At 54.1% G+C, this 14,835-nt stretch carries 18 protein-coding genes and 2 pseudogenes; 8 read left to right on the top strand and 12 right to left on the bottom strand.

The features are described 5' to 3' along the window. Window positions 1-50: 50 nt before the first annotated feature. The 4 genes and pseudogenes from K3T82_RS28290 to K3T82_RS28275 all read right to left on the bottom strand — a co-directional run bounded on the left by K3T82_RS28290 (window position 51) and on the right by K3T82_RS28275 (window position 2,600). Entirely contained in the window at window positions 51-239 is a 189-nt protein-coding gene (locus tag K3T82_RS28290; protein ID WP_220196878.1) for a hypothetical protein, read from the bottom strand. A gap of 187 nt (window positions 240-426) precedes the next feature. Next, the gene (locus tag K3T82_RS28285) at window positions 427-564 is read right to left on the bottom strand and encodes a CGNR zinc finger domain-containing protein (protein WP_220196877.1); all 138 of its coding nucleotides are present in this window, start codon (window positions 562-564) and stop codon (window positions 427-429) included. A gap of 36 nt (window positions 565-600) precedes the next feature. Further along, window positions 601-1,023: pseudogene (locus K3T82_RS28280) on the bottom strand (RNA-guided endonuclease TnpB family protein); the annotation flags it as partial. A 695-nt stretch (window positions 1,024-1,718) separates the two neighbouring features. Continuing rightward, window positions 1,719-2,600 carry an RNA-guided endonuclease InsQ/TnpB family protein gene (locus K3T82_RS28275; protein ID WP_236031620.1) on the bottom strand — a complete coding sequence of 294 codons (882 nt, stop codon included), beginning with the start codon at window positions 2,598-2,600 and terminating at the stop codon, window positions 1,719-1,721. A 612-nt stretch (window positions 2,601-3,212) separates the two neighbouring features. Between K3T82_RS28275 and K3T82_RS28270 the strand changes: the two genes are divergently transcribed. The 6 genes and pseudogenes from K3T82_RS28270 (at window position 3,213) to K3T82_RS28245 (ending at window position 7,619) form a co-directional block, all read left to right on the top strand. Next, window positions 3,213-5,105 carry a sensor histidine kinase gene (locus K3T82_RS28270; RefSeq protein WP_220196876.1) on the top strand — a complete coding sequence of 631 codons (1,893 nt, stop codon included), beginning with the start codon at window positions 3,213-3,215 and terminating at the stop codon, window positions 5,103-5,105. Further along, window positions 5,102-5,401, top strand: coding sequence for a hypothetical protein (locus K3T82_RS28265; RefSeq protein ID WP_220196875.1), 300 nt, complete (start codon window positions 5,102-5,104; stop codon window positions 5,399-5,401). Before K3T82_RS28270 ends, K3T82_RS28265 begins: the two co-directional genes overlap by 4 nt. 176 nt (window positions 5,402-5,577) lie before the next feature. Continuing rightward, a complete protein-coding gene (locus K3T82_RS28260) occupies window positions 5,578-6,330 on the top strand; it encodes a DNA polymerase III subunit beta (RefSeq protein ID WP_220196874.1) in 753 nt (250 codons plus the stop codon). An 18-nt stretch (window positions 6,331-6,348) separates the two neighbouring features. Further along, window positions 6,349-6,762 (top strand): annotated as a pseudogene (locus K3T82_RS28255) (hypothetical protein); the annotation flags it as partial. A 134-nt stretch (window positions 6,763-6,896) separates the two neighbouring features. Further along, window positions 6,897-7,364, top strand: a complete 468-nt coding sequence (locus K3T82_RS28250; RefSeq protein ID WP_220196873.1) for a hypothetical protein — start codon at window positions 6,897-6,899, stop codon at window positions 7,362-7,364. Window positions 7,365-7,409: 45 nt separating this feature from the next. Next, a complete protein-coding gene (locus tag K3T82_RS28245; RefSeq protein ID WP_220196872.1) occupies window positions 7,410-7,619 on the top strand; it encodes a carbon storage regulator in 210 nt (69 codons plus the stop codon). Window positions 7,620-7,832: 213 nt separating this feature from the next. Here K3T82_RS28245 and K3T82_RS28240 read toward each other — a convergent pair whose 3' ends face one another. From K3T82_RS28240 to K3T82_RS28220, 5 genes are all read right to left on the bottom strand, one after another. After that, a complete protein-coding gene (locus tag K3T82_RS28240; RefSeq protein ID WP_220196871.1) occupies window positions 7,833-7,982 on the bottom strand; it encodes a hypothetical protein in 150 nt (49 codons plus the stop codon). Between the two features lie 143 nt (window positions 7,983-8,125). Continuing rightward, window positions 8,126-8,533 (bottom strand): toll/interleukin-1 receptor domain-containing protein, encoded by a 408-nt coding sequence (locus tag K3T82_RS28235; protein WP_220196870.1) that lies wholly within the window; start codon window positions 8,531-8,533, stop codon window positions 8,126-8,128. 226 nt (window positions 8,534-8,759) lie between these two features. Beyond that, window positions 8,760-8,924 carry a hypothetical protein gene (locus K3T82_RS28230; RefSeq protein ID WP_220196869.1) on the bottom strand — a complete coding sequence of 55 codons (165 nt, stop codon included), beginning with the start codon at window positions 8,922-8,924 and terminating at the stop codon, window positions 8,760-8,762. Then, entirely contained in the window at window positions 8,924-9,469 is a 546-nt protein-coding gene (locus K3T82_RS28225; protein ID WP_220196868.1) for a pentapeptide repeat-containing protein, read from the bottom strand. Before K3T82_RS28225 ends, K3T82_RS28230 begins: the two co-directional genes overlap by 1 nt. A gap of 98 nt (window positions 9,470-9,567) precedes the next feature. Then, window positions 9,568-10,611, bottom strand: coding sequence for a HEAT repeat domain-containing protein (locus tag K3T82_RS28220; protein ID WP_220196867.1), 1,044 nt, complete (start codon window positions 10,609-10,611; stop codon window positions 9,568-9,570). A gap of 455 nt (window positions 10,612-11,066) precedes the next feature. Here K3T82_RS28220 and K3T82_RS28215 point away from each other — a divergent pair, with 455 nt between their 5' ends. Further along, window positions 11,067-11,378 (top strand): hypothetical protein, encoded by a 312-nt coding sequence (locus K3T82_RS28215; protein WP_220191797.1) that lies wholly within the window; start codon window positions 11,067-11,069, stop codon window positions 11,376-11,378. Between the two features lie 20 nt (window positions 11,379-11,398). Here the strand turns inward: K3T82_RS28215 and K3T82_RS28210 are convergent, their stop codons facing one another. Beyond that, window positions 11,399-12,613 carry an IS110 family RNA-guided transposase gene (locus tag K3T82_RS28210; RefSeq protein WP_220191798.1) on the bottom strand — a complete coding sequence of 405 codons (1,215 nt, stop codon included), beginning with the start codon at window positions 12,611-12,613 and terminating at the stop codon, window positions 11,399-11,401. A 254-nt stretch (window positions 12,614-12,867) separates the two neighbouring features. Here K3T82_RS28210 and K3T82_RS28205 point away from each other — a divergent pair, with 254 nt between their 5' ends. After that, window positions 12,868-13,824: a HEAT repeat domain-containing protein gene (locus tag K3T82_RS28205; RefSeq protein ID WP_220196866.1), complete on the top strand. Its 957-nt coding sequence runs from the start codon at window positions 12,868-12,870 to the stop codon at window positions 13,822-13,824. A 59-nt stretch (window positions 13,825-13,883) separates the two neighbouring features. Here the strand turns inward: K3T82_RS28205 and K3T82_RS28200 are convergent, their stop codons facing one another. Together K3T82_RS28200 and K3T82_RS28195 are read right to left on the bottom strand one after the other, a co-directional pair. Beyond that, window positions 13,884-14,123 carry a hypothetical protein gene (locus tag K3T82_RS28200; protein ID WP_220196865.1) on the bottom strand — a complete coding sequence of 80 codons (240 nt, stop codon included), beginning with the start codon at window positions 14,121-14,123 and terminating at the stop codon, window positions 13,884-13,886. A 4-nt stretch (window positions 14,124-14,127) separates the two neighbouring features. Beyond that, window positions 14,128-14,622, bottom strand: a complete 495-nt coding sequence (locus K3T82_RS28195; RefSeq protein ID WP_220196864.1) for a helix-turn-helix domain-containing protein — start codon at window positions 14,620-14,622, stop codon at window positions 14,128-14,130. Window positions 14,623-14,835 lie beyond the last annotated feature (213 nt).

Genomic DNA, 14,835 nt, shown 5'->3' with positions numbered 1-14,835 from the left:
GATGGTGGGGGGCGAGCGGGGGAGCAGCCCGAAAGCAGCTCCCCCTTTGCTCAGTTCCGCTTCTTGGGCCCGGTGTAGCGGTACCATTCGCCATCGTCGTCGCGCCAGACGAGGCGCAGAGGTCGCGCCGGGTCGGATTCGAGGGTGATGTGCGGCTTGCGTGCTTGTACATCCTTCACCGGGAGGAGATTCCACACCTGCTGGAGCCCAGAAGGTGTGAGTATTTTCCTTCCTTCCAAGTGGAGATCGAGCTCCTTATTGGGATCGAAGGGCATCGGTCACTCCTATGTTCAAGCCTCGGCACGCCACTTCCTGAGCATCTGCCCATCATCCTGCCAGCGTTGGCAGAATACACGGAGATCTGCGTCCGTAGAGCGAACCTCAGACGTGTAGCAACGAGGCGGATGAATTCTTGTCAATTTGGAATTATAGCAGATTGTTTGCGTCCTGGGTAGAGGCGTGACGCTTGCGCGTATACTGCCGACGCACTTTGGCGCGGCTACCACGTCCTTCCATGCGGCACCAGTGCCGGCTACCGTTCTTCGTCGTATTAAGGATTGACATGCTCCCCATGCCTGGAAGGGCAGGGGATTCCAACAATCACTTGTTGGGTTTCCTGCTTCGCTGAGGCTTGCCCGAACGAGACGGAACTCGCTCAGGTCTTACGGCCTCTCCACAGGCCAGGACGGCTTGCCCAGCCGCCACAATGTTCTTGGCCGCATTGAGATCACGGTCATGGTGCACCCCACACTCAGGGCAGTCCCAGCGACGAATCTCAAGCGGTAAGGCGTCGAGCACATGCCCACACGCGAAGCAGCGCTTGCTGGATGGATACCACGTGTCAATCTTGACCAGCGTTCGCCCATACCAGTCCGCTTTGTAGCCGAGTTGGGTCACAAACTCACTCCAGCCCACATCGCTGATCGCCTTGCTGAGCTTGCCATTCTTGAGCATGTTCTTCACAGCCAACGATTCAACACAGACCACTTGGTTCTCGCGTATGAGTCGGGTCGAGAGCTTGTGGTAGAGTAGGCGGCCAACGAGGTACTGGTTTCAGCCCTTTTTCGACCACCCCTCTCCGAACCGAACAGGCCCGTTTCCGAGCATTCGGCTCTCCAGTGCCGCATTTTCAAGAACTTGACTTGACATGTTTCTTGGATTCGTTCATGAAACCTGTTTGAGATTTTTGTCGTCTCATGGGGCGTCCATAAGTGATATCTTCGTGGCATGTCCGACAGACAACCATTTTCTGCCGCGTTCTTGAATAAGTCCTAGAACGGTGTGGGTTTCGCGCATCTCACGCCCCTTTCCCGCTCTAGTGCCTCTGTGACACCTACCCTGTGCTCCTTTGTCAGAGGGAGCACTCTGGTTCTCTTTCGAGGACTGCCCCTTCCCCGTGTACATAGCTTTCCTATGCTCAGAGTACTATGGGGGTTCCGTAGCCGTGAGGCCCTCGCCTTTTAGGCCATCCCACTTTTACGCTCGTTTAACGTTGAGTACGTGTAGGTGCCCGTTTGTTCCTTGCGCCTGTTCATTACAGGCCATTTACCGTAGTGAGCTTTCCACATCCTTTCTGCACTGATGTGTATTACGGTATCATCGCTTCAGATATGCTGCGATGGGCGCGTGATTCACCATGTGGAACTGGGGTTCAGCATTCGTAGCTTCACCATGCGTACAGGACTTGCAAGACTAGCTATACATATCTTCCAGCTATCTCACTTTACAGCCATGCTATTGTCCCCTTTGAGTTTCCTCATCAGGTTAGGTGTTGTCCTAGAGGTTATCTGCTCACAACCCCTTCTCTCTTTGAGAGAAATTAAGCGAGCGCCGAGGTGGCGCACGAGAAAATCACGGCGGCGGTCAGCGATACGGGCATGCAGACGAGCCACTTTCAGACGGGCCTTTTCTCGGTTCTTGGAGCCTTTCTGCTTCCTGGCATGGTGGCGTTGGGCTTTGGCAAGCTTCTGTTCATCCTTGTGAAAGAACCTGGGGTTGCCCACAATTTCGCCATCAGAGAGGACCACAAAGGACGTCAAACCCAGGTCAGCCCCGATCACCTGCTCATTGGATGGCAGATGAACCATCTCCTCTTCCACCAAAATGCTGAGAAAGTATCGATTCGCACGGTCTTTGGTGATGGTGACGCTCGAAGGGATAGCACCATCGGGCAGCGGTCGAGACCAACGAATGTCAAGAGGGTCCTTCATCTTGGCAAGGGTGAGGGATCCATTGCGCCAGGTGAAGGCATTGGCGGTATAGGTCGCCGATTGGCGGTGGCGCTTCTTTTTGAACCGAGGATATTTGGCGCGCCCCTGGAAAAAGTTGAGGAAGGCTTTGTCGAGGTGGCGAAGGGCTTGCTGTAAAGGGACGCTTGACACCTCGGAGAGCCAGGCAGACGCTTCTTGCTTTTTCACCTGAGGGAGCATGGCAGAAAGGTCTTTGTAGGAGAGGCGTTGGTGCTCGTTGGAGAAGGCATCGGTCTTCTTGCGCAGCGCCCAATTATACATGTAACGAACACAGCCAAAGGTGCGAGCAAGTGTGTGCTTCTGCTCGTCCGTCGGGAAACACCTGTATTTATAGGCGTGTGTTTGTTTCATACGTGACAGTCTAGCAGAAACAGTGGAAACAAGCAACCATATGCAACACCCTCTCTACCTAACAGAGGAACGCGCCATTCATCCCCATGGGTGAAGCCCAGCGGTCTTCTGGCGCGGATATGATAAGGATCCGTTATCCGAAACTTCCCCAAAGAGGGACAAGCCATATCTGGCGTTCGGTTCCTGCTTCAACGAACAACCTGCCTGGATCTACCAGGTCGTACAGGATCTCCACAGGCGTACATTCCGGTGTCACTCACCGTACGAGGAACAATTCTCGCAGAAACGAGGGAAGAACGCAAGAGCAACAGATGTCAACGGAAAGGGAGACTTGTCCACTCTTCAAGAAACTTGTTTTAACCCTGGTTGAGAGACTGTGAATACCACCGGTAGCTGTATGTGGTTCCACAATCTATCGGCGGTGTATTAAAGCTCCTTCTTTTTGCAGCCTTTACTGAGAAGCGAATCGCAGAGATTCTAGAGCCTAAGGAAGAGATTAAAATGACATTGGTATTATGTTAATCTCTTTTCTATGACGCATACAATAACCTTAAATAAGGTTCTTTTTCTCAGCTTGCAGAGCGATGGTGCATTTCTGAAAGGAGCTCTGTGGTGGATAAAAGCTCACACCATGTCACACAACGCAACCAGCAACAGGGGAGGACACCTGCAGGGGAATCCGTTCCTCATGCCCGCCCTTTGAGGGGAACACACAAGCGACTCAACCAGGTGGAAGCCATCTGGGAGTCTTTCCCAGAGGGCCTCATTGCGTATGATCGTAACCAGAAGATTCTACGGATCAATGCCACGGCGCGCAAGCTCTTTGAAGTGGGTTCCGAAGCCCAATGTCAAGGAAGAGACTACCAGCAATTTCTCACATCTTACATCCGCTCTGATGAGCAGCCACCATGCGCTCCCTCAGAGCAATGGCTGATGAACTTCGCTCTTGCCGGGATAACAGGAGCCTGTTCGCCAGCACAGGCGCTGCTGCTACATCTCCCTTCCGGGCGCACGATCTCCGTTTCGGTTCGTTCCTTTTCCGCGAGGGATCAAGAGCGCAACGTGGAAGAAACCGTCTCTGTCATCCAGGAGTTCACACATTGCCGTCAGGAAGTCTCCCACCTCCAACGTGCCCACGAGGCGATGTTGAAGTTGATTGCCGCGATCGAGCAGATGCCCGAACAGATGAATCACCTCTTGCCAGAAGAAACCTTCCTTCTCTCGCCTCCGGTGCTCTTCGTAGCCCAGCAGGTGGTAGATGTCATCCGGTCTGTCCTGGATGGTCGCCGGGTGAACATGCTCGCGTGCGGCCATCGAACAGGTCATCTGTATTTTGTCGTGGGAAGTGGCTATACCGCTGAACGAGAACAGTACTGGCGAGACATTGGGGGACGCTTCAATCTCTCAGAATGGATTGGCGACGCGGCCTTCGCCCGTCTGGCTGCCAACCAGGAGGTCGTGCTTGCGAGGGATCAGTTGCACACCATTGAACGTCTCGGGAAACAACTGCCTTTTCCGGCGCCTCTTCACCCCGCGTCTTCTGGCTCCGAGACCCTCCTGTTCGTTCCTCTGTTTCTGGAGCAGCAGTGGGTTGGGATATTGACCATCATCACAGCGACTTCTAAGGGGGAGTACATGCCAGAGGAGATTGCGCTTGTGAACGCCGTCACCGCGCAGACCATGCTGCTCCTTGAGGGCATCCACGGTCTCTCCGCCCAAGGAGAGCAACAGAAGAGAGCACTCGTCCAGCGCGAAGTGCATCGCCTGGCTGGCGACTTTCTGACCCTGGCCACGCATGAATTGCGCACCCCACTGACCGGGATCATAGGCAATCTGCAATTGGCACAGCGCCGCTTGAAAGCCTTAAAGAATCAGTTCCCGCCTCTGTCAACCCAGATCCGCGACCCACTGACCTCTGTTCAGCAACCCTTAGTCTCAGCTTCGCAGAGCGCCCGGCTTCAGCAACGGATGATCAATGACGTGATCGATGATGCGCGTATCCAGACCCATACGCTCACCCTCTCTTTGAACCCGGAGGATCTGGGCACCCTGCTCAGAGAGGTGGTGGCCAGGCAGCAACAATCTGCGCCAGAGCACCCCATCGTGCTGGATGTTCCGCCTTTGGAACAAGACGTGCCCATCCTCGCTGACGCTGAGCGGATCACGTACGTGCTCACCACCTACTTAACGAATGCACTCACCTTTTCTTCCCCAGGACAGCCCGTGGTAGTGCAGTTACAGATTGCGGATGCGCTCGCCCGTGTCTCGGTTCATAACGAGGGATCGGGCATTGCGAGAGAAGAGCTCGATCATATCTGGGAACGCTTCTATCGCGCCAAAGGCAGCGCCGTCCAGCATGAACTGGGTCTGAGTTTCGGATTGGCCCTCTATTTGTGCCGGGAGTTCATTGAACGACATCAGGGGAGCGTTGGGGTGCAGAGTGTTCCTGGTCAGGGAGCCACGTTCTGGTTTACTTTACCCATCACCACATTTCCAGGAGAGTGACACAAGCTTGCCTGCCATGTAGCTCAATCTTTATTGAACCCCGCTGTAAGAACTGGCGGTCGTTACGGGGGAGGCTCGTCGATCTAGAAGATGTGCTACAGGTGTACCTTGATCTCTATCCAGAACGCGATCAAGCCATACGAGATATGCTGCGCCTGCCAAAGGAGGAGTACTTTCCCCACCGTGACGTCCCCCTCTCAACCATTGCACGGATCATGAGCATGAGTGCTCGGATCCGTGCATTCATCGATGTTATCTCGAATGATCCATTGCCCGAGAGTCTCTTGAATCGTTAGTTCATGCTCCTATCGGCCAGTGGTGCTCAGATCGGAGCGAGCATACGTTCTGGCAAGGGAGAGAAGCAAGTGTGCTGGTTGCCCTCCCTTGCACCAGCTTGCTCCAGAGAGGTCTGAGTCGAAGAAAGGAAGAGAGATTTCTATGAAGATTACCTGTGCTCAACAAGAGCTTGCACGTGCGCTGGTCACGGTTGGTCATGCGTTTCCACGTCGGAGCACGCTTCCGGTGCTGGCAAAATGTCCATGTGGCCACCGATGGTGAACTGCTTCAGGTGTCTGCCTCCAATGGAGAGGGGGTGAGTATTGTGTATCGGCTTGCAGCCACCATTGAAGCACACGGATCTATTGCGTTCCCTGCCAAGCTCCTGACGGACTATATTGGGAGCCTGCAGACAAATCCTGTCTCACTTGCTCTGCAAGAAGGCACTTATGCATGCCATATCAGCTGTGGGCGGTCGAGTGCGGACATCAATGGGACGGATCCTTCGCAATTTCCTGTAATGCCGGCCTTTGACGATGAGCAAGAGATCATAGTCTTGGAGGCAAATCAGCTCAAAGAGATGATCGAGCAGGTATCCTTTGCCGCAACCCAGGACACGAGTCGCCCCATCTTCACCGGGATGTACCTGACGGAAAAGCATGGACAGCTGACCTGTGTGGCTGCGGATTCATTTCGCCTGGCAGTGCGCAACCTGCCAGTCGCCGAGCACCTGATCGAAGAACTCCTTATCCCTGCACGCGTCATGGAGCAACTTGCTCGCATCTTGCCCAAAGAGGGAACCGTGGAAATAGGTGTGACTCCCCGCCGGAATCTAGTGCGATTCCATACGCCGTCTCTGGATTTCTTTGCACCATTGCTTGAAGGGACCTATGCCAATTATCAGGCCGTGTTGCCCAAAGTGTGGAGGACACGAGCTGTCATGGAGTGACAGGCGCTTGCCGCAGCGGTCAAGGAAGTAGAGCCGTTTGCCAGAGATGGGGGCAATCTGGTACGTGTGACGCTGCGTGGACAGGAGACTCAGGAAGGAGAACCAAATACTGTGACATTGCAGGCCACGGCTGAGGAGTTGGGCACGAATGTGAGTGTCATTCCTGCGACCATCTCTGGCGACGATCAGCACGAGATTTGTTTGAACACCAGGTATCTGGCGGATGTACTTGCTGTACTCGATATGCCAGAGATGGCGTTAGAGGTGGTGAGCCCCCTCCGCCCCATTGAAATCACCCCGGCCCTTGCCTCCACACAGTATCACTACGTCATGATGCCGTTAAGCACCAGGGCGTCAGACACGGCCCAATCCACATCTCGTCTGCAACGAGCGCAAGTTCCAGAAGAACATGGGTCTGCTGCTCTCACATAAACGATGGCAACAGGGCAAAACGGTATGCGGACGTGTGGATAGTGTGAAAATAACGAGAATGTGAGCAATACTTTGTATCCAGGGAAGGAGGAGCATGTGCTTTTGTCTTAAGTGAGAGCACATGCGCATAGCGTATGAATCCAGATAGCGACGAATTTGTGCAGTTCTTACGCTCGCTTGGTGTAGAAATGGAAGACAAAGCGCAATCCATCGAAAGAGAGCAGATGCCTGGGCACCACCAGCGATCTGAGCGCTCTCTTGATGAACCAGAGATGACGATCCTTCGGTATGCTGAGGAGGATGAGGCGCTCTATCATTTGAGTCTTGCCCATACTACCCCTCAGCTTCGCGTGGTACTTCCTGATACACAGGGCCAGCTCAAATTTCAAATCTACCTCATTCAATTCAGCGAACATCATCCTCTCGCCTCCGTGTTTACCCAGTTTGCACGCTATAGAGAAAGCCATGCGTTTGAGCAGAAGCGCAAGACTGCGCAGCAGCACTTACTCGCTGCTGTGGGTGAGATGATGAAGGACCTCTTCTGGGAAGGGGTTGATGTATCTGAGATCCCGCCTGAAATCACGGTTGAGGAACTCATATAGCAAGAAGGCACCTTGGATGAGATCAAAGGAAAGGACGATATCGGTATGCTTATACTACGAAGAAAAGTAGGGGAGCGCATTGTGATTGGTGACACTATCCATCTCTCTGTGCTCGCCATTGAAGGCGAACGCGTCAAACTCGGAGTGGAGGCACCGCCTCATGTGCCAATTGTGCGCGAAGAATTGCTCCGTACGACGCGCGAGTCAGGCACCATAGAGGAAAAGGGAACGATTACGGGCCGAGCGACGATATGATGAGCATACGGATGCCTTCTTGAGCAGCGAAACCAACACGACTATTGACTGGTTGCGTGCACACCCCAATGGGCACGAAAAGGAGCGTCAGGTCTTGATATGTGTGCACTTTCAGACGCTGGCCTGAAGAACCCATCAGATCATTGCGGGAAATTTTTCGCCATATGGAAGTGTTCCCTCCTCGATGTATCGCTTGCCATGTGGTTATTGCGCTCACGTTTTTCGCCTCTTGCTCCACCATTGATACTCCTGCACAACGTGTGCTCTTGCAATGGAGGAGGTGCCAGGGCCTGAATAATTGGTAAGAATGAGCCAGGAGAGGGCGGACGCTGCGCTGCGTGCGGGACCGTTCTGTGGTCTCATGCCTCCTCTCTTCTCCTCATATGCTGCCCATGAGCGGCTTCGCGCGCGCCATCAATGCCAATCAAACGCAACCAATTGCCATTTGGGAGCCACGATGAATGTCGTGGCTCCTTTTGTGTGCCCTTCCACCCAGGCGTCAATCCTCAAACGTGGTCATCACTGTTGTGCCACCCCCGTCCAGTTATTGGTATTGCTCCGGTTGGAAGGACCTGGAGCTTGCCAAAGGGAGCATCTTTCCAATCTACGGGACGTAAAATGATCGGAATAACACGAGCACTCCCGTTTTCATGCCTCTCTAAGGCTTGCATCATTTCGCGACTATAGCAATACTTGGATGCCAGAAAAGATGCACTGACAAGCAAGAGGATAATTTGAGCGGTGTTGAGATGGTCACTGATTTCTTGCGCCCATTCTGTTCCCGCGCTGATATTTCGGTCATGCCAGCCAACGATGAGACCTTGTTGTTGCAAGAGACCAAGATGAGTCTCAAGTTTTCTCCGCAGGCGTTCGTCTTCATGTGCATAGGAGTAGAATACCCGTATGATCTCCAAGCGATTTTCTCCACATCCTGCTGGAGATCCTGCTTGCTCCCACGCACAGAGAGCATCGTAGTATCCAGCGAGTCATGGCCCATGATCTGGGCGAGTCGGTGTAAGGGCTATAGTTAGTTTTACATTATTGAGACAGGAACGACCTCGGCCATTCGATAACCAACGTGGTGGCAAAGATTATGAGGGCTGAGGTCGATAACCTGTGCATACATCGCATACTTCGCGATTACGTGCCCCAGTGCTCGCTCTGTGAAGGCGCGGTGCGTTTTTTCGAAGGGAAATGGTACTGCTCTTCTGGCGGCAGAGCCTCCAAATAGTGGTGTAAGGCCAAGCGGGCCGTTGCATTCAGCGGAACCTCGCGCACTTTCTTGCGTTGCACTATGATTGCCATCAATGAGCAGGGCTTTCTCGCTCGGATTCTTGTAAACTGGTGTTTTTGAGGATCGCTTGTTCAAGTAGTGCATCCTGGAGATTGGCCCCTTGGAGATTCGCTCCCTGGAGATTCGCTTCTTGGAGGTTAGCCCCCTGGAGGTTAGCACTTTGAAGGTTTGCCCCTTCTAAGTTGGCCGCTGAAAGATTGGCTCCTGAGAGATCGGCGAGGAGGAAAAAGGCTTTACTGAGACGGGCTCTGTGGAGATTGGCCTCTGAAAGGTTTGCCCATAGGAGGTCAGCCCCTTGGAGATTCGCTTCTTGGAGATTCGCTCCCTGGAGGGTGACTGCTTCCAAAGTAGCCCCTTCCAGGTTGGCATTTTCAAGAATAGCCTTCGAGAGATTGATCCAGTGGAGCTCGATATCGGCCAAATCTGCGTTTCGCAGATCGAGAATGGTGTCTGGGTGCTGGTCTTTCCATTGGTACCATATTTCGTACCATTCTTTATCGCTGCGGCTTTTTCCATGCCCTGTGGTGAGGAGGGCAAGATGCTCTGGGTTTGCCATGTTTTCCCTTCTCCCTAACCGTTGCTTTTCTCCTAAGAAATTTTATAGTTCGGAAAACTAGTATAGCATGCGATGTATGCAAACGCTATAACTAACCCCTATACAGCCTCTTCCAATTGTGCAATAGCCTGCTGAGCTTGTTGGGCAACAGTATCAGTCGAATCAGTCAAGAGAGCACGTAAAGGCGAGATGGCACGTGCGTCTCCCAACTTGCCCAAGGAGTGAGCCGCAACCCGACGAAAAGCCCAAGATGTATTGCTGAGCATGGCCAGGAGGGGGTCAACAGCACGCACATCTCCTAGCTTGCCTAGGGCAGAGGCTGCCCACAAACAAACGTTTGCATCTGTATCGTTGAGCATGGCCAGGAGGGGGTCAACAGCACGCACATCTCCTAACTCGCCTAATGCTGAGGCTACGCTCCAGCGGAGAGATCTATTCATATCGTCCCGAGCAATAGTGATGAGAGGGTCAACGGCGCGCGCATCTCCTAACTTGCCCAGAGCAGAGACCGTTCCCAAGCGAACACTTGCATCTGCATCGTTGAGCATGGTCAGGAGGGGGTCAACGGCACGCACATCTCCTAACTCGCCTAGAGCACGAACTACCCAGTCGCGAACGTCAGCAATCGGATCGTCCAGAGCGGTGATGAGGGGGTCAACGGCACGCACATCTCCTAACTCGCCTAGAGCAAAGGCTGCTCTCCCACGAAGAGGTCTCTTGGTATCGCCCAGAATGATAATAAGGGGCTCAACAGCACGCACATCTTTCAGGGCTATGTTTGCTGCCTGACAGATACGCTTGCTCACGTCGTAACGGTTCTCAAGCCAATACAGGATTGCCTGGGGAAAACTCAACTGCTCCAGGGTCTTCAGCGCGAGCAAGCGAAGCTGAGGGGAATAGTGGGGCAGTTCTTGGGCCAGTTGAGGAAACGTGCGGGGATCGTTAAGGGAGCCCAGAGCGTTGATAGCAGCTTTGAGCACCTCCTCTTCGGGATCCTTGAGCAGTGCCAGCAATGGCATATATGCTTGTCCTCGCTCGGAGCGACGGCGCATAATGCTCCTGATGGCCTGCAGGCGCACCTGACTGTTAGGATCGGTCAGTTCTGTAAGCAATACGGTGAAGGGGATGCGGGGAGTCGTCATGAAATGCAGGTATTCCTTTCCTAAAAGATCACAAGAGTTCTCTGCCCCTATTCTCTCCACGCACCTCTGAGCTGGCAAGGCGGGAGGACCATTGTCTTAGCTGCTGTTCGCCTGCTTGCCGCAGATGTCCACCACATCTCCCTCTCTCGCTTCTCCGTCAGAGCAAGAGCACCTCTCCAAGATAGCTACCTGTGACTCACTGCTCTGTCTGGCTCAGTGAGTCACAGGTAGCCGTCCTGAAGAGATTCTTTCATCCTCAGCCAAAGGGAAACCATATGATCAGAAAAAGGCATGGAGCCCCATTTGTGGCAAGCCAGGTGAGATGATGGTCCCCCCAGTTTGCCAGCCCAGAGGCATGTAGAGAGAATAGGTGCAAAGAAGTCGGATGCTCTCCCAGGAAAGACCCTCTATGTCAAGAGCCAAAAACGAGAAAGGAAAAAGCAAGGTGAGCAGAGGTGAAACTGCCTCCCGTGTGGGCTTACAAGCCTCCCACCTCGGTCAAGGCCAAGACGAGCGCGCCTACCCTCGACTCTTTCCCCTCCTGCGCGGCCTTGACTCGAGATGGTCTGCTGCAAGTAACCCACACCGGAAGTCGGGAACGCGGTGGCGGGCTGCGGCAGACGTTGGAGCGAGGAGCAGGGATGAAGGAATGGCTCACGCTCGGCAGAAAAAGCGCAGCGGGAACCGTTTGGGCGACTCCGTTGGAGCACACGGTCTCAGCACTGACAACAGACGTTGCAGTGCTCAGTCTGCCCAACCAGCCATGACGCCAAGGGACAGCCTGGGTTTAGGCAGCACGTTGACGAGGCGCGTGAGCCAGCTTCGCCGCTTCAAACGTTGCGGCCTGATAGAGGTCCTTGCTCACCCACATGCGATAGATGATGCGTACCCAGACATTAGCCAGGCAGCGCACGGCCATACTGTGGGTCTTGCCTTCCATCCGCTTGCGCTGGTAATACTCTCGTGCCCAAGCATCTTGTCGCGTCGTCTGCCAGGCGAACTGATAGAGCACATTGCGCAGCGGCTTCAGGCAGGCAAAGCGTTTATGGGCTTTGGAAAAATTGCCGCTTTGGAACGGCACGGGAGCCGTTCCCGCCAGTTCCTGCACGCTTTGGGCATCTCTGTAACGTGCTCGGTCATCACCCCATTCGGCAAGCAACCGCGGAGCCAGACGCTGAGCAGCCCGAGGCAGAGATTGCCACAGGTCATGGTCGGGATGCTTCAAAAAAAGGGTAGCAATCTCCTTATCGTAGCTTTTGATGTCCTCAAGCAGTGGCAGCAACTGTCTGACCAGCGAGAGCATCAGGCGCGATTTGGCACGCACGATGACCTCATTGGCCGTCAACTCTTGAGAATGCAACTGCTCCACCATCTCAAGGGCTGCCCGCCGCGCATGAGGATACTTGCAGCTTTTGAGCAGTGCCTCGATCTCTTCAAGGGAAGCTGCCGCCGCTGCGGTTGGAGTCGGATACGCCTGCAAAAACAGCAGCGTCGAGGGCTGATGCAGTTTTCCAAACAGCTTCAAGCTGACCGGGTAATACTCTTTGAGGCAGGCGGTGAGTTGGTTGACCAGCCGCGTTTGGCTTTGAATCAGAGCATCCTGATCGCGTGTGAGCGTCTTCAATTCAGCAATGATCGGGCTATCAGGAGAGAGGCGACGCAGATCGGGCAGGTCAAAGCGTCCGGTTTTTGCCAGCAGATAGGCATCAATGCGGTCTGTCTTCGCGCCTGCTGTTTTACGCAGTTTGTTCGCTGTCTTCGGGTTGACTGGATACACCGGAATGCCTGCTTCCAACAGGAAGGTAATGAGCAGGCCGTGATTCGTTTCGACGATACAGGCCAGATCCTCCGGCCTAGAGGCGATACCCAGCAAAAAGTCTTTCAAGTGGTGCAAACCTTGATGGCTGTGGGCAAAACGCTGTATTCCCACCTGATGTCCAGCTTCATCGAGCACAACCACATCATGATGGGTATCGCTCCAATCCAATCCAACATACCACATCTTCGAACTTCCTTTCGCCAAAACTTCCTGGGAGCGGTCGGGTCCTTATATAACAGGTGCTCGAAGCAACTACCCTCCAATCGTCGATTGGCCCAGGAAAAGCTGCTGGGAAAGAGCGATCTTTCCTTGCCGGTCAAGCCGTGTGGAGTCCTTAGCCTTTCCCCAGCAGGACGAATCGAGCAGGGAGCGACCCTGCTAGCCCTTGGTCGAGAGGGCTTGAAAACATATTAACATATAAGGAGTTCTTGTATTTCATGACGAGATCCCACATTCCCTTTGCGACGTTGCTAGCGGGACTGACCGATCCCAGCAGTCAGGTGCGCCGGCAGACCATCGCCAGCATCATGCGCCGTCACTCCGAGCGAGCCCAGGCCTATCCGGCGCTGTTGGCCTTGCTCAACGACCCCGAAGAGGAGGTCTGCAATGCTGCTATCAAGGCGCTGGGCACCCTCAACGATCCGCGTGCTGTTCCCGCGTTGATTCAGGCGTTTAACTACCGTTCCTCTCACACCCGCCCGCTTGCCCTGAAAACGTTGGTACAACTCGATTACACACAAGCTATTCCATACCTGCTTGCTGGTATTTGCGACGAAAACGCATCCGTCCGTCGAGTCGCCGCTGCAGCTCTTAGAGACGTGCAGGCCATCGATGCTCTCATTGCCGCATTGAACCATGCAGATGCAAAGGTTCGTAGAGCGGTGGCTGGGATTTTGGGGAGTCGAGAAGATGCACGAGCGGTCGATCCTCTCATTGCACTGTTACATGATGAGGATGCAGACGTTCGCGGGGTGGCGGCCCTTCGTCTAGGCGAATTGGGGGAGGCACGGACCATTGACCCTCTTCTCTCTGCTTTAAATGATACAGACACTCTTGTGCGTCTCCGTGTAATCTATGCTCTGAGCAGACTGGGAGATGTATCCGCTGTTGATCCTCTCATCGCCCTCTTTAGCGGTACGAATCAAGAAGTTCGTGCAAATGCTGCCTGGGCTCTTGGCAGGCTAAGAGATGTGCGAGCCGTCGATCCCCTCATCGTCACACTCAACGATGATGATGGAGCTGTTCGTCAGTGGGCAGCTTGGGCCCTGGGTGAGCTTGGTGATGTGCGGGCCATTATGCCATTACGCGCTTTGTTCACCGATCTCATCGATGCCGTAGCCCGACAAGCAAGGCAGGCGACTGTACAATTGGAGAGCTTGATCACCTCGGACTGAAGTCCCCTTTTCCTGTTTCTGGATACACGCTCACCGATGGTGGGAAGGAACTGCATCCGTCAACGTTGGGTAGAGGCGCTTGAGTTTGATGCGTGCGTCTGCAGTGGTAAAGCGCCAGTTAACAGTGGTTTCTGCGTGTCATAGGTGTAGTCTTCCCGCTTGATCTGGCCAGGTTTCGCCTCTTCAGGTGGGTGCTTGTCGGCCACAAGGTTTTTGCCCATCTCATCCAGGCAAATCAGCGGGCGAGCTTGGTCGGAGGGACGGCAATACACATCGAGCACATCTTCCATTCGCCACACAAACTCAGCGGTCGCTTTGGGAAAACACCACTGGCGTTTCAGCCAGGGGCGCAATGTGTTTTGTCAGCGCCAGGCGCACGGCTTCATCGCTGATCTGGTCAACAATGCCCAGATCTACCACCCGATCAGCTAATAATTGCATGGTCCAGCGTCGATAACCTTGCAGGGCTGGTCCACAGGCCAGCGCGATCAGGTGGGCTTCCACCCGCCCATCGATCTTGCGCCGTAGGGGACGCTCTTGGGGGTAGTTGCCGCGCAGGGTTGCCGGCAAGCCTTGCTGCACAAAGCGTTGTTTGATACGGATCACGGTGCGAGGGTTGATCTCCAAGGCGGCTGCAATCTGGCTGCTGGAGAGGTGCTCGTCATTGGCCTCATCGGCTTTGAGCAGCACACGGGCAGCTATCTGTTGATGTGCCGTGGATTTGCCAGTATGGATCAGGTGCTGCAGGTCTTGCCGTTGCTCTGTGCTGAGATGGACTGGGTAGCGTCTCTCGCCCATTTTGGTTCCTCCCTGCGTTTTTTCTCAGTCTCGCAGCTTTTCCTTATTCTGTCAAATCTAGCTTGGTCACTGTTGCAACTCAGTCAAGTTGTCACAGAAGATGAATGCATCCTGACAGAAGATGTCAGGATAGTGGTGGTAGACTAGCCAAAGACAAACTGAGAGAAACACATAACAGAGGGAAGTTTCTGCGGCCATACGAGCGAGTATCAG

The sequence above is a fragment of the Ktedonospora formicarum genome, assembly GCF_016587355.1.
GTDB classification, from domain to species: domain Bacteria; phylum Chloroflexota; class Ktedonobacteria; order Ktedonobacterales; family Ktedonobacteraceae; genus Ktedonobacter; species Ktedonobacter formicarum.
The sequence above is the reverse complement of the archived record's forward strand: the minus strand, read 5'-3'. Positions and strand labels throughout refer to the sequence as shown.